Source organism: Cellulomonas citrea (assembly GCF_009829685.1).
GTDB classification, from domain to species: domain Bacteria; phylum Actinomycetota; class Actinomycetes; order Actinomycetales; family Cellulomonadaceae; genus Cellulomonas; species Cellulomonas citrea.
Window position 1 is genome coordinate 1 of the sequence record NZ_VWSD01000072.1, and the last position, 14,258, is coordinate 14,258.

General features: G+C 74.6%; 9 protein-coding genes and 1 pseudogene. 6 read left to right on the forward strand and 4 right to left on the reverse strand.

What is annotated here, in order from left to right; translation table 11 throughout:
* Nucleotides 1-388, reverse strand: a pseudogene (locus F2B26_RS09525) (glycosyltransferase); the annotation flags it as partial.
* Nucleotides 385-1,656: a glycosyltransferase gene (locus tag F2B26_RS09530; protein ID WP_159808731.1), complete on the reverse strand. Its 1,272-nt coding sequence runs from the start codon at nt 1,654-1,656 to the stop codon at nt 385-387. The gene F2B26_RS09530 and the pseudogene F2B26_RS09525, both read right to left, overlap by 4 nt.
* A gap of 294 nt (nt 1,657-1,950) precedes the next feature.
* On the opposite strand from F2B26_RS09530, the gene F2B26_RS09535 reads away from it, so the two are divergent.
* Entirely contained in the window at nt 1,951-3,000 is a 1,050-nt protein-coding gene (locus F2B26_RS09535; RefSeq protein ID WP_159808733.1) for a glycosyltransferase family 4 protein, read from the forward strand.
* Here the strand turns inward: F2B26_RS09535 and F2B26_RS09540 are convergent.
* Nucleotides 2,984-4,540: a chitinase gene (locus F2B26_RS09540; RefSeq protein ID WP_159808735.1), complete on the reverse strand. Its 1,557-nt coding sequence runs from the start codon at nt 4,538-4,540 to the stop codon at nt 2,984-2,986. The genes F2B26_RS09535 and F2B26_RS09540 overlap by 17 nt on opposite strands.
* Nucleotides 4,541-4,603: 63 nt before the next feature.
* Nucleotides 4,604-6,985, reverse strand: coding sequence for a glycosyltransferase family 2 protein (locus F2B26_RS09545; RefSeq protein WP_159808737.1), 2,382 nt, complete (start codon nt 6,983-6,985; stop codon nt 4,604-4,606).
* Nucleotides 6,986-7,358: 373 nt separating this feature from the next.
* On the opposite strand from F2B26_RS09545, the gene F2B26_RS09550 reads away from it, so the two are divergent.
* The 5 genes from F2B26_RS09550 to F2B26_RS09570 form a co-directional block, all read left to right on the forward strand.
* Entirely contained in the window at nt 7,359-8,384 is a 1,026-nt protein-coding gene (locus F2B26_RS09550) for an agmatine deiminase family protein (protein WP_159808739.1), read from the forward strand.
* 92 nt (nt 8,385-8,476) lie between these two features.
* Entirely contained in the window at nt 8,477-9,427 is a 951-nt protein-coding gene (locus F2B26_RS09555) for a nitrilase-related carbon-nitrogen hydrolase (protein WP_159808741.1), read from the forward strand.
* A 151-nt stretch (nt 9,428-9,578) separates the two neighbouring features.
* Nucleotides 9,579-11,390, forward strand: a complete 1,812-nt coding sequence (locus tag F2B26_RS09560) for an EAL domain-containing protein (RefSeq protein WP_159808743.1) — start codon at nt 9,579-9,581, stop codon at nt 11,388-11,390.
* 77 nt (nt 11,391-11,467) lie between these two features.
* Nucleotides 11,468-13,117 carry a GGDEF domain-containing protein gene (locus tag F2B26_RS09565; RefSeq protein WP_159808745.1) on the forward strand — a complete coding sequence of 550 codons (1,650 nt, stop codon included), beginning with the start codon at nt 11,468-11,470 and terminating at the stop codon, nt 13,115-13,117.
* On the forward strand, nt 13,117-14,258 hold a 1,142-nt coding region (locus tag F2B26_RS09570; protein WP_159808747.1), incomplete at its 3' end, for a glycosyltransferase. The genes F2B26_RS09565 and F2B26_RS09570, both read left to right, overlap by 1 nt.

Here is a 14,258-nt window from a genome sequence, read left to right on the forward strand (position 1 = left end):
AGCGGGCTGCGAGCGCGCGGGTCGCGCCCCGCGCGGCACCGTCGCGCACCTGCGGGTCCGGTGAGCGTGTGGCTGCGACGCCGAAGGCCCACAGCGCACGCCCCCACTGGTCGTCGGCGGACGGCACGTCGAGCCACACCCCTGTGGTGGACCGGCGGTTGTGCATGAGGCCGTCGTCCTGCTGCGCGTCCAGCAGGAACCGCAGGTACGTGCCCGACATCGCGACGACCTCGGGTGCGGGGTCGGGCTGGCGGGCGGTGACGACGAGGGCGCGCGCGACGTCGTCGACGCACATGCCGTGCTCGAGGCGCGGCGTGGTCCCCAGGGCGTGCTCGAAGAGCCCGGTCGCGGTGGTGAGGCGTGCCAGGTGCGCGAACGAGCCGCTCACAGGGCGACCGCCTGCACGTCGACGCCGGTCAGCGTGCCGGTGCGGGGACTGGCGGAGGCGCCGGCGGGAGTGCCGGCGATGCTGCGGGCGCTGGTGAGGGTGCCGGCCAGTGCGAGGTACCGGGCGGCCACGGCGGGCCACAGCAGCTCGGCGGCCAGGCTCCGGGAGGTGGCGGCCATCGAGGCGGCGACCCCGCGCGAGGTGAGCACGGTCTGCAGCGCGTCGGCGATCGCACCGGGGTCACGCTGCGGGACGAGCAGACCGGCACCGCCGGACAGCAGCTCGGTGGCGTGCGGGAAGCTCGTGGAGACCACGGGCTTGCCGGCGGCGACGGCCTCCGTGAGGACCCCGGAGGTCACCTGCTCGACCGAGTCGTAGGGCAGCAGCACGACGTCGGCGCGGCGGACCACCTCGTCCAGGTCGGACCGGGACAGGTACCGCCCGTCGAACCGGACCGAGTCGGCCAGGCCGAGGTCCCGGGTCATCGCCAGCAGGCGGTCGCGGTAGGCCTCACCCTCGTGCTCGGCGACCTTCGGGTGCGTCTGCCCGACCACCTGGTAGGTCGGCAGCGCGATCCGGTCGCGCAGCTCGGCGAGGGCCAGCAGCGCCCACTCGATGCCCTTGCCCGGGGACAGCAGACCCCAGGTGAGCACGGTGGCGCGGGCACCCGGCAGCCCGGTGCCGCCCGTCGTGGCCCGCGCCACGGCCCGGCCGGAGGCCCGCCAGGTCGCCGGCGTGACGAGCGCCTTGACCGCGGACGCGACGACGGTGGGCTCGGCCGCACCGTGCGGGATCACGACGACGCGCGCCGGGTCGAAGGCCCAGCCGGCGAGCAGCCGGTCGCGGGCCGTGCGGGTCATGGTGACGACGACGTCGGAGCGGTCGAGCACGCCGGCGAGCACGCGGTGCTCGTTGGCCGACGGCTGGGTGAGCACGGTGTGCAGCACCGTGAGCAGCGGGACCCGCAGCCGGCGCACGACCTCGAGCACATCCTGCCCGTCGGGTCCGCCGAAGATCCCGTACTCGTGCTGCAGCACGGCCACGTCGAACCCGTCGAGCACCTGCGCGACCCGGGCGGCGTCCTGCGGCCGGGAGGTGACCCACTCGGCGACGACCGGGGCCGGCGAGACCTGCGGGCTGTCGACGAGGCGCACGACCCCGATCTGCGCGCCGTCGGCGGCGAGCTGGCCGGCGAGCGCCTGGCAGAACGTCGCGATGCCGCACTGGGTGGGCGGGTAGGTGGACAGGAACCCGAGCCGGACGGCCATGGAGGCTTCCTTCAGGTGGCGATCTCGCAGCGTGGGTGCTGCCGTGCGCGAAGGAAGGTGGCGGCGTCGCGGTGAGGCCCGACGTCGGCGCCAGGACCCGACCCGGGGGCCGGCGACCACGGACCTGCTGCCCCCGCGCCGCTCGTCACGTCACGCCCATCTGCCTCGTGCGCAGATGCGGCGCACGGGAAATGTAAAGCCCAGGTCATCGTCGATTTGTCTTATGACCATACCAGGGTGAAGGAAACGTAGGGCGGGGCGTACGCTCGGCCCAACAGATGCGGAGGTGCCCCGATGCGGGTCGCCGTGCTCGCCTCGATCGCCCATCGCGTCCCGCCCCGTGACTACGGACCGTGGGAGCAGGTCGCCGCCACCCTCACCGAGGGCCTCGTCGCCCGCGGGCACGAGGTCACCCTGTTCGCCACCGCCGACTCGCTCACCAGCGCCCGGCTGCACACCCAGGTCCCCGCCGGCTACGAGGAGGACCCCTCCGTCGACGCCAAGGTCGCCGAGGCGCTGCACATCGCCGCGGCCTTCGAGCGCGCCGGGCAGTTCGACGTCATCTCCAACCAGTTCGACTTCCTGCCGCTGGTGTTCAGCCGGCTGGTCGACACGCCCGTCGTCACCACGATCCACGGGTTCTCCTCGTCGCGGATCGTGCCGGTCTACCGGGCCTACGACGACGTCGCGCACTACGTGGCGATCAGCGACGCCGACCGCCACCAGGACCTGCACTACGCCGCGACGATCCACCACGGCATCGACGTCGCACGCTTCTCCCCCGGCACCGGCGCCGGCGGCTACCTCCTCTTCCTCGGCCGCATCCACCCGGACAAGGGCACCGCCACCGCGATCGAGGTGGCCCGCCGTGCCGGGCTGCCGCTCGTGATCGCCGGGGTCGTGCACGACACGGCCTACTTCCACAGCCAGGTCGAGCCGTACGTCGACGGGCACGCGGTGCGCTACCTCGGCTCCGTCGGACCGGCCGACCGCGACCGGCTGCTCGGTGGCGCGCTCGCGCTGCTGCACCTCATCGACTTCGACGAGCCGTTCGGCCTGTCCGTCGCCGAGTCCCTGATCACGGGCACCCCCGTGATCGCCTACCGGCGCGGGTCCATGCCCGAGCTGGTGCGCCCCGGGCTCGGCGGCTTCCTCGTGGACGACGTCGAGCAGGCCGTCGGCGCGGTCGCAGCCGTCCGGGGTCTCGACCGCGCCGTCTGCCGGGCCGACGGGCTCGCCCGGTTCTCGGCCGACCGGATGGTGGCCGACTACGAGCGGCTGTTCGCCCAGGTCGTGGCCGGCGAGGTCCCGCCGGTGCCGACGGCCGTCAGCTCGACGGGATGACGAGCACCCACGGCGAGCCACCGGCCACCGCCGTGCCCGGCTGCTGCCCCTGGGTCCACCACTTGGCCTCGTACGGCACCAGGCCGAGCTGCACCCGGGTGCCGGCGACGTACGCCTGCTGCGGGTTCCACTGCGGGTAGCTGCCGGCCGGCAGGGTGGGCAGCGGCGACGGGGTGTCCCCCGGCATGACCGGTCCCAGCAGGGTCCACGGCGAGTCCAGCGGGTTGGCGACGGCGGTGTCCGGCGCGACGCCCGAGGTCCAGTAGCGCGCCTGGTACACGTTGTGCCGCCACACCACCTTGGTGCCCCCCGGGTACGTGCCGAGCGGGTCCCAGATCGGGTACGGGCTGTGCGCCGGGTCGTCGACGGCCGAGGTCGGCGCGCTCGTCGGGACGGGCGCGGCGGTGGGCGTCCCGCTCGCCGAGGCCGTCGAGCTCAGCACGGGCGCCGGCAGGTCCGAGGACAACGTGTCCGCGAACGAGACGCCCCGCTGGTCGACCCCGCTGCACGTGCTCTGCACCACCGTGGTCACCGAGGGCAGCGGCGGGGCGCACGTGGCGTCCCGGTTGAGCGACCACATCGACACCAGGCCGACACCGTGGTCACGCGCGTACTGGTTGACCTGCGCAGCATCGGTGAGCGTGAACTGCTCGGACTTCTCGTCGCTCTGGCCGATCATCGGCGTGAGGCCGACCTTCGCCCACGACTGCGCCTGCCCCAGCGACCGGCCGGCCTTGCCGAACAGGCTCACGACCTGCGTGTGCACCGCATCGGCGGCCTTCTCCACGACCGGGTAGAGCGGCGCGGCGGCCGAGGTGGCCACGCCGAAGTCCATCGTCATGGCGTTGACCCCGGCGACGTCGACCCCCGCCGCGAGCATCGCCGTGACGGCCTGCTCGCCCGGTGCGGTCAGCCCGGTCTGCCCGGCGGGCAGCGTGAGCCACACCGCGAGCGGCCGGCCGGCCTTGTCGACCTGCTGCTGCACCGTGGCCACGGCCGCCGCGCGGCGCGCCATGCCCGCGGAGTCCTGCAGCGCAGCACCCTCCAGGTCCAGGTCGATGCTCGTGAGGTCGTACCGGTCCACCACGGACCGGTAGGCGGTCGCCAGCCGGTCGGGGTCGGTGCACACGGTCGCCAGCTCGCTGTTCGCCTGGCCGCCGAAGGAGACCCGGACGTCCCCGCCGGTGCTGCGCAGCTGGGTGATCCGCCGGTCCAGGTCGATCGAGGAGGCGGCCCCGTCGAGCGTGTAGTACCCGCCCCAGCTCGGGGTGCACGTCTGCGCCGGGTCGGCCACGACGAAGGCGAGCGTCACGTGCGACTGCGCCGGACCGGCCGGCGTCTCGAAGGCGTACGACGGCCACGCGGTGACGTCGACGTACGGGCTGAAGGCCGAGGGGCCCGGGGTCACGGCGGCGGCGACGAGCCCGCGGACGGCCCGCACACCCACCCCGGCCACTGCGGCGACGCACACGAGCACGATGAGCACGCGCAGCGGGGAGACCCGGGTGCGCGGTCGCGGCTCAGCGGAGGTGGCGGACATCACTGCTCCTGAGGCGGTCGGGTCGAGGGGTGCGCACGCACCGTGCGGGGCGGGCCATGGCACTCACCCGCGCTGGCGGGCACGGGTGTCGCCCCGCCGCACCGGCGGCACGGTCGAGACGGCGACCCGGGTCGAGGCCTCGGACGCGGTGTGGTCGGGGCCGTAGTAGAGGACGTCCTGCCAGTCCGGCTCGGCGGGCCGGGCGGCGGCCGCGCGGGCACGACGCGACCTGCGCGGGGCGGCGGGGACCCGGATCCAGTGCAGCATCCCCACCCAGATGTCCACCAGCGAGTTGCGGAACCCCATGAACGCGACGATCGCGTAGCTGGTGAGCACCCCGTTGAACCCGGCGAACACCGCATGGCTCCAGCGCCCGGCCGTGAGGTCACCGGCGAGCGTGTAGAACGAGAAGAGCGCGATGGCGTAGGCCGCGAGCACGTACAGCGCGGGGGCGGCCGTGCGGTCGGCGACCTTGGGCGTGCGGGCGAAGGCGATCTTGGAGTTCGAGGCCGCCTGCTGCAACGACGTGAGCGTGCCGGCCAGGTTCACCGGGAGCAGCACGAGGTTGAAGGCGTAGACCCGGAAGACGTCGGTGCGCTTGTAGCCCAGCCGGTGGAAGTCGTGCGCCATGGCCAGGAAGTACGGGATGGCCGCGGCCACGATGATCGGGCTGAGCAGCCGGTCGTCGAAGGGGAACACCAGCAGGAACAGCAGCCCGAAGCTGGCCCACGCGATCGACATCATGTAGTTGAGCCGCAGCGCGACCGTGGACCGGCGCAGCCGCCGGCCGGCCTTGCGCTCCTGACGGGCGAACCGCCAGAACTTCGGCGCGATGATGAGCCCGCCGTTGGCCCACCGGGCGCGCTGCACGACGAGCGAGCCGAAGTCCGGCGGCGTCGCCGAGTAGCTGAGGCGTTCGGGGTAGTTGTCGAGCGACCAGCCGTGCGCAATGAGGTCGATGCTGGACTCGGTGTCCTCGATGACGGTGCGGTCCTGGACGTACCGGCGCACCTCCTCCCCACCGACGTAGGAGGTCTCGACGATGTCGTCGAGCGCGATCTTGCGGATCACCGCGTTCGCGCCGACCCAGAACGTCGCGTCGTAGTAGGTGAGGCCCTGGTGCACGACGTGCTGGATGTCGGTGGTGGCCGCGGCGATCCGCTCGAGGCGTGTGGCGGCCCCGCGGAACCCCGAGTAGGGGGTCTGGGCGACCGCGATCCGCTCGTTGCCCGGCTGCTCGAGGTGGAAGACGAGGCGCAGGCAGTACTCGCGCAGCAGCACGCTGTCGGCGTCGAGCGTGAGCAGGTAGTCGCTGTCGGGCACGAGGTGCGCGTCCGGCCCGTCGCCGTCGCGCAGCACCCGGCCGACCTCGGTGTCGATCGAACGGACCGTGCGCCCCATGAGCGCGATGTAGGCGTTGAGGTTCATCGCCTTGTTCGCGTCGTGCGGCAGGTTGAGGTAGGCCTTGCGCTCGAACGAGGTGACGTCGGCCTCGAAGGTCCACACGAGGCGGCGGCACAGCTGGGCCAGGCGCGCGGCGGGCACGGGTGCCGCATGGTCGAGCGCGGCGAACAGGGCCCCGGCGGTCACCTCGAAGTCGCCGGCGAGGGCGCCGAGCACCTCGTCCGCCACGAAGTCGTCGGCGTTGGACGCGCGCACGTGCCGCCGCTGCTGGTCGCGCAGCCAGGTCGCGGCCCAGCGGAAGTCGAGCGCGAGCGCCCGCACCTGCTCCGGGGTGCTGGCCCCACCGGCGAGCTCGGCCGCCTCGTGGTCGACGAGCGAGGCGCTGAACCGCTCGTGGGGCGCGGCCAGCAGCCGGGTCAGCTCGTCCGGCAGCGCGCGGCAGCCGGCCAGGTCGGCGACGGCCGCCGGGTCGGTGGGGTTCGGCGGGTCGTCGAGCAGCAGCACGATGCGCAGCCCGGGGTACTCCTGCAAGGCGGCCGAGAGCAGCGTGGAGCGGACCACCTCGGGGTCCTCGCGGTACGAGGGCACGAGCACCGTGAGCGACGGCCGGGTGTCGGCCATGAACGAGTCGATCTCGGCCCGCGGCACGCGCACATGTGTCCGGGACCGGAACAGCGCACCCTGCCGGGCCAGCAGGTAGAGGAACGAGGACAGGATGAGGAAGGCCATGAGGATGACGTAGAGCACGGTCTGCCCGACGTACCGGCTGTCCTGCAGGCCCTTGTCGATGAGCTGCGCCACCACGGTGAACGCCAGGTAGGCGAGGTAGGTGACGACGGTCGCCACGAGCGCCAGACCGCCCATCCAGGTGGCCGAGACGCTCGCCCGCGGCGAGATCGGCGGCAGCGGCGGACGGGGGCGCTCGGCTCCCCACTGCCGACGCCGTCGCACCGGCGGAGGCGGGGTGCCGTCATGCGTGGCGCCGGCCATGGTGTTGTCGGCGACGGTGTCGTCGGCCGCGTCGCGCCGGTCGACGGTCATCGCGGCGCACCCGCCGTCCGGGGCCGGGCGAAGGGGCGCCGACCTGCCGGTCCGGCCGCCGGACGCGCGGCGCGCATGCTGGCAGGGTGCGGTGACGGTTCGGCCATGTGGGGGACATCGGCAGGTGCGGTGCAGATCTTCAGCATCGTGTGGTCCGGATCACGTCGCGGTGGCATGGCCCGGGCAGCCCGCCGAGCTCCGCCCGGTTTCGGGCGGGTAAAACCTACGTCTCGTCCGGCGCCATGACGATGCCCTGTCCAGGGGCGCGGCTACCGTGAGCGCGACCGGGCCGCCGTCCGCCAGGTCGAGGCGGCGACGGGCACCGTCACCGCCGGCACCACGACCCGGCACCGCCCGCCCCGGAGGAACCCCCGTGACCTGGACCATGCCCGCCGAGGGCGACCCGCACACGCGGACCTGGATGGCCTGGCCGTCGGGGTCGTACACGCTCGGCGACACCCCCGGTGAGGCCGACGAGGCCCGCGCCACCTGGGCCGCCGTCGCGCACGCCGTCGCCGAGCTCGAACCGGTGACGATGATCGTCCCGCCGCACGAGCGCGCCGCGGCCACCCGCCTGCTCTCCGGACAGGTGGACCAGGTCGTCGCACCGCTGGACGACGCCTGGTACCGCGACACCGGGCCGACGTTCGTGCTCGACGGCGACCGGCTCGGCGCCGTGGACTGGGTGTTCAACGGCTGGGGCGCCCAGGACTGGGCGCGCTGGGACCTCGACCAGGACGCGGCCCGCGTGGCGATCGAGGGCAGCGGTGCGGTGACCGTGAGCTCCCCACTGGTCAACGAGGGTGGCGGCATCCACACCGACGGCCGGGGCACGGTGCTGGCGACCCGCACGGTGCAGCTCGACCCGCACCGCAACCCCGGCTGGACCGCCGAGCAGGTCGAGGCCGAGCTGGCCCGGACCCTCGGCGCACGCAAGGTCGTCTGGCTGCCGCGCGGCCTGGCGCGCGACTCGCAGCGGTACGGCACCCGCGGGCACGTCGACATCGTCGCCACGTTCGCCGAACCCGGTGTGGTGCTGGTGCACGACCAGCGCGACCCAGCCCACCCGGACCACGAGCTCAGCGCGCAGATCACCCGGCTGCTGTCCGAGCAGACCGACGCCGACGGCCGCGCGCTGCGGGTGGTCCCGGTGCCCGCCCCGGCCACCGTGCGCGACGGGTCCGGCTGGGTCGACTACTCCTCCATCAACCACCTCGTGGTCAACGGCGGGGTCGTGGCCTGCACGTTCGACGACCCGAACGACGCCGAGGCGCTCGACGTGCTCGCCGCGGCGTACCCGGGCCGACGCGTGGTCACGGTGGACGCCCGGCCGCTGTTCGCCCGCGGCGGTGGCGTGCACTGCATCACCCAGCAGCAACCCGCCGTCCCCGGCGTCTGACCCGTCCGGCCCACCCGTCCCGTCCCACCTCTCCCGCCCCACCCGTCCGCTCGACCCGTCCCGCCCGCTCCCCGACCTCAGGAGCCCGCCCCGTGCAGCTGCTCGTCGCCCCCGCCCTCCCCTCACCCGCCCGGGTGCAGGAACCCACCAGCGCCCCGCTCACCGTCGGCGCCGTGCAGACCTGCTGGCACCCCGACCCGGACGAGCACCTCGCCGTGCTCACCGACGGTGTCGAGCAGGCCGCCGCGGCCGGTGCCCAGGTCGTGTTCCTGTCCGAGCTCACGCTCTCGCGCTACCTCGCCGACACCCGCCCGGTCGGCGATCCGGCGGCGACCGCCGAACCGCTGCAGACCGGGCCGACGTACCGGTTCGCCGCGCAGACGGCCCGGCGCACCGGGGTGTACGTGCACGCCTCGCTCTACGAGCAGGCGGAGGCCGCCGACGGTCTGGGCTACAACACCGCGATCCTCGTGGCCCCGGACGGACGGCTCGTGGCCCGGGTGCGCAAGACGCACATCCCGGTGACGGCCGGCTACTACGAGGACCTGTACTTCCGTCCCGGCCCGGCGCAGGACGCCTACCCCGTGCACGCCCTCGACCTGCCCGGGGCCCCGCGGCTGGGGCTGCCGACCTGCTGGGACCAGTGGTTCCCCGAGGTGGCCCGCGCCTACCGGCTCGGCGGCGCCCAGCTGCTCGCCTACCCCACCGCGATCGGCTCCGAGCCGGACCACCCGGCCTTCGACACCCAGCCGCTGTGGCAGCACGTCATCGTCTCGCACGCGATCACCAACGCCGTGTTCGTCGTGGCCCCCAACCGGTGGGGCGACGAGGGGCTCGTCACGTTCTACGGCTCGTCGTTCATCGCCGACCCGTACGGCCGGGTGCTGGTGCAGGCGCCGCGCGAGGGCGACGCGGTGCTCGTCGCGACCCTCGACCTCGCGCAGGGCGACGACTGGCAGACCCTGTTCCCGTTCCTGCGGACCCGCCGGCCCGACACCTACGGCGCGCTCGTCGCCCCGACCGGCCCGGGCCAGGGCAGGTAGGCGGCACCTCGACCACGTCGAGCAGACCCGCCCGCCGCCTGCCCCGTCACAGACCGGGACCAACTCCTTCGACATGCGGCCCCGCGGCCGAAGAGAAGGACGAAAGTCCTCCTTGTTGTCCCACGACCCCTCCTGCGAGGCACCCACCACCATGCCGCCCCCCACCCGCACGCCCGACGCCGACCCGTCGCTCGACGAGGCGGACGACGCGCTGCTGGCCGCGGTGCTCGGCCCGGGCGCCCTGTACTCGGTCGCCCAGCCGATCCTGCGCCTGTCGGACGCGAGAGTCGTCGGCTACGAGCTGCTCGCGCGGTGCGACGACGTGCCCGGGGCGCCGCCGCACTGGTTGGCCGCCGCCGACCGGGCCGGTCGCCGGGCCGAGCTCGAGCTGGCGTGCGTGGCCGCGGCCGCCCGGCTGGGCGCCCCGCCGGGCGGTGCGCTCGTCTTCGTCAACGTCGGGCCGGACGTGGTGGGCACGGCGCAGTTCGCGCAGGCGGCCCGCGCCCTGCCGCGGCACGCCCTGGAGATCACCGAGGACGCCGCGGTCGACGACTACGACCGGTTGCGCTCGGTGCTGGCCGGGCTGCGGGCCACCGGGTCGCTCATCGCCATCGACGACGCCGGGTCGGGGTACGCCTCGATGTCGCACGTCCTCAACCTCACGCCCTCGTTCGTCAAGATCGACATGTCGGTGGTGCGCGGGGTGCACACCGACCCCGGCCGGCAGGCGCTCGTGCGCGCGATGCGGGCCTTCGCCTCGGCGATCGGCGCCGTCACGGTGGCCGAGGGCGTCGAGACCACCCAGGACCTGCAGACCGTCCGCGACCTGGGGGTCGAGCTCGCCCAGGGCTACGTCATCGCCCGACCCGGCTCGCCGTGGCCGCAGGTGCGCCCCGAGGCCCGGCGGGTGCTGCTGCCCGACGCCGAGCCGACCCACGCGCACACGCTCGTCGAGCTGGCGTCCGCGCTGGGCGCCTGCACCACGCGAGCCGAGGCGTGCGACGAGGTCGGGGCCTTCCTCGCGACGCTGCCCGGGACCATGCCGTCGATCTACCTGGAGCGCGGCGGCGTGCTGCGCTGCTGCTCGCGGCGCGGTCAGTGGCTGGTGCTCGACGGGCTGCACCCCGGGTCCGGGCTCACCGGGACCGCGTTCTCGACCGACACCGAGCTGCTGGTCCCCGACGTCACGGCCGACCCCCGGTACCGGATGGCGATCCCCGGGGTCCGCGCCGAGCTGGCCGTGCCGATCCGGGTCGACGGGCGCACGGTCGGCGTCTGCAACGTCGAGACGGTCACCTCGCTGCCGGCCCAGCGCTGCGCGGTGGTCCGCGAGGCGGTGCGGCTGCTGGAGGAGCGACTGTCGACCCTCACGGTGGCCGGCCACGACCAGGACACGTCCCTGGACGGGCTGGCCCACGCCGTCACCAGCCTCATGGCGGCGCGCACGATCGAGGACCTCGTCCGCCGCACCGGTCCGGTCGTCGCGCAGGTGAGCGGGATGGACAGCAGCTGCCTGTGGTCGGCGGGCCCGGACGGCTGGACGCTGACCGCCCACGACGGGCCGTCCGGCGCCGCGCTGGCCACCCTCGGATCCGCCCAGGTCGCGGCGCTGGCCGACCTGGTCGAGGGGATCGCCTCGTGCTCCAGCGGCGGGAACGAGATGTCGCTCACCGCGCTGCCCTGGGGTGCCGTGCCGGACGGGGTCCGGGCTGCGCTCGTGCTGCCGCTGCGCGGCCCCGGTGGCAGCACGCACGACCTGCTGCTGCTCACCTCGACGACGGCCGTGCCGCTGGGCACCCGGACGGCGATCTCCGCCGAGACGTGCTGCGCGGTCACCGCCGGCCGCCTCGCCGACCTGCGGCCGCCGCGTCGGTGGGTGCCGCGGTCCGGCGGTGCGTCCGGCATGCTGCCGGCCCCGTCGGGCGAGCGGGACGCCCCGACGCCGGCGACGGTGGTCCCGTGAACGCGGGGGCGGTCCCGTGAACGGGCCGGTGGCGCGGTGAGCGCGGGGGCCGGCCGGGTGAGCGCAGGGACGGTGCGGTGAGCGCGGGGGCCGGTCCGGCGGGCGGCCACGGCCGCGAGCTGCGACCGCTGTGGCGCGCCTCGGGCGCGCTGGCGCTCGTCGTGCTCGGGCAGCTGGTGTGGCAGCGCACCCAGGCCGGCCCCGCCGCGCTGCTCACGGCCGCCGTCGACGTGCTCCAGGTGGTCATGGCGGGCGCCGCCGCCTGGGCCTGCCTGCGCCGGTCGCGACTGGTGGCCACCCACCCCCTGCACGACGACCCCGCACGGAACCGGTACGAGCTGCTCGCCTGGCGGCTCGTGGGCGCCGGAGCCGCGAGCTGGGGGCTGGGACAGGTGGTGTGGACCTGGGACGAGGTGGTCCTCGGGCTGTCGGTGCCGTTCCCGTCCCTGGCCGACGTCGGCTACCTCGGGTTCCCGGTGCTCGCCGGGATCGGTGCCGGTCTGCTGGCCCGCGCCCGTGTGCGGTTCGACTCGGGGCTGCGCGCGATGCTCGACGGCCTGCTGGTGAGCGGTGCGCTGCTCATGATCTCCTGGCAGACCGTGCTGGCGAGCGTCGTCCAGGGTGCCGACCGCGGCCTGCCGCTCGCGGTCTCGCTCGCCTACCCCATCGGCGACCTGGCGATCCTCGCCCTGGTCGTCCTGCTCATCGGCCGCACGCCGAGCGACGTGGCGCTGCGGCTGCTGGCCGCCGGGCTGTCCACCCTGGCGATCGCCGACAGCGCCTTCGTCTGGCTCACCGCCTCCGGCCGGTTCGCCACGGGCGGCGTCGTGGACGCGACGTGGGTCACCGCCTTCGGGCTCGTCGGGCTCATCGCCTGGGCACCGCCGGCGACCTGCTCCGACTCCCCGGACCACGGCCCCGGCAGGTTCGCCCTCCTGCTGCCGTCCGTACCGCTGCTCATCGGGCTGGGGTCGGTGGTCGTCGACCTGTGGCGCGGGGAGCCGATCGGCCGGCTGCTCACCGTGACCGTCACGGTGCTCGTGCTCGCGCTCGTCGTCCGACAGAGCCTGAGCGCCGTGGAGAACGCGACACTCGTGCGCCGGCTGCGGGTGCAGGAGGCGCGGCTGCGCCGGCTCGCGTACGACGATGCGCTCACCGGGGTGGCCAACCGCGGCCGGTTCACCGAGGAGCTGCTGCGCCGGGCGCAGGAGGCGTCCGCCCTCGGCAGGCCGTTGACCGTGGCCTACATCGACCTCAACGGGTTCAAGGCCGTCAACGACCGGCTCGGCCACGTCGCCGGCGACGTGCTGCTGCGCACCTTCGCCGGACGGCTGCGGGACGCGGTCGACAGCGGCGACCTGGTGGCGCGGCTCGGTGGCGACGAGTTCGCCCTGCTGATCGGCCCGGACCGCACCCCCGACCCGCCGGCGGTGCGCCGCCTCGTGCTGGACACCCTGCGACTGCCGTTCGTGCTCGACGGTGAGCCGACGCCCGTGACCGCGGCCGTCGGCGTGGTCCAGGAGCAGGTGCGAGGCACGGACGAGCAGACCGCGGACGACCTGCTGCGGGCGGCCGACGCGCGGATGTACGAGGACAAGGTGCGGCTGCGCTCGTCCGCCGCCGGTCCGGGGCACCGGACGGCAGGTGAGGTCGACCTATACTCGGCCAGCGCAGGTGGCCTTCTGCCCCCGCACGGACGAAGGATCGGTAGGGGTTCGTCGAGGTGATGCGGATCGCGATCGTCTGCCTGCACACGTCACCGGCGGACGACCCCGGGGCCGGTGACGCCGGTGGCATGAACGTCGTGGTGCTGCACCAGGCGGAGGCGCTCGCCGCGCTCGGGCACCAGGTCGACGTGTTCACCCGCCGCTCGTCGCCCGACGCCCCGAGCCGTCGTCGGCTCGCCCCCGGCCTCGACCTCGTCGCGCTCGACGCCGGCCCGGCGCACCCGGTGCCCAAGGGCGACCACGAGGGCTTCATCGACGAGTTCCGCGACCGGCTCGCGGCCTTCGGCCCCTACGACGTCGTGCACTCCCACCACTGGTTCTCCGGGATGGCCGCGCTGCCGCTGGCGCGCGACTGGCACGCCCCGCACGTGCAGAGCTTCCACTCCATCGCGGCCGACCCGTCCACCCCGCTGTCCGAGGGCGAGCGGCCGGAGTCCCCCGGTCGGATGGCCGGTGAGACGTTCCTGGCCCGCGAGTCCGATGCGGTGGTGGCGATCAGCCAGGCCGAGGCCCGCACCGTCGTCGAGCGCCTGGGCGGGCCGGCCGACCGGGTCGTCGTGGTGCCGCCCGGGGTCGACCCGGTGATGTTCCACCCCGCCGGACCGGGCTCCGGCCGCTCGTCGTCGATCCTGGTCGCCGCGCGGCTGCAGCCCCTCAAGGGGATCGACCTGGCGATCGAGGCGGTCGCGGCGCTCGACGCCCGACTCACCGAGCGGTTCGGCACCCGGGCGCAGCGCCCCGAGCTCGTCGTGTCCGGTGCCGCATCGGCCGACTTCGACGGCTACCTCGACGAGCTCTCCGCCCAGGCCGCCGCCCTCGGGATCGCCGACCGGGTGCGGTTCCTCGGCCCGCAGTCGCGCACCAGCCTCGCCGCGCTCATGCGCGGCTCGCGTCTGGTGCTCGTGCCGTCCCACTCCGAGACGTACGGGCTGGTCGCGCTCGAGGCGGCCGCGAGCGGTGTGCCGGTCGTCGCTGCGGACTCCGGCGGCCTGCGCGAGGCGGTGGTCGACGGCACGACGGGCCTGGTCGTCGAGGGCCGCGACCCGCAGGTGTGGGCCGAGGCGATGCTCGAGGTGTTCACCGACGACGGGCTCGCCGCGCGCCTGGGTGCCGGCGCCCGCGAGCGCGCACTGAGCCTGGA

Coding starts and splice junctions, on each gene's coding strand:
- F2B26_RS09530 (WP_159808731.1), bottom strand. CDS start 1,656: ATGGCCGTCCGGCTCGGGTTCCTGTCCACCTACCCGCCCACCCAGTGC.
- F2B26_RS09535 (WP_159808733.1), top strand. CDS start 1,951: ATGCGGGTCGCCGTGCTCGCCTCGATCGCCCATCGCGTCCCGCCCCGT.
- F2B26_RS09540 (WP_159808735.1), bottom strand. CDS start 4,540: ATGTCCGCCACCTCCGCTGAGCCGCGACCGCGCACCCGGGTCTCCCCG.
- F2B26_RS09545 (WP_159808737.1), bottom strand. CDS start 6,985: ATGACCGTCGACCGGCGCGACGCGGCCGACGACACCGTCGCCGACAAC.
- F2B26_RS09560 (WP_159808743.1), top strand. CDS start 9,579: ATGCCGCCCCCCACCCGCACGCCCGACGCCGACCCGTCGCTCGACGAG.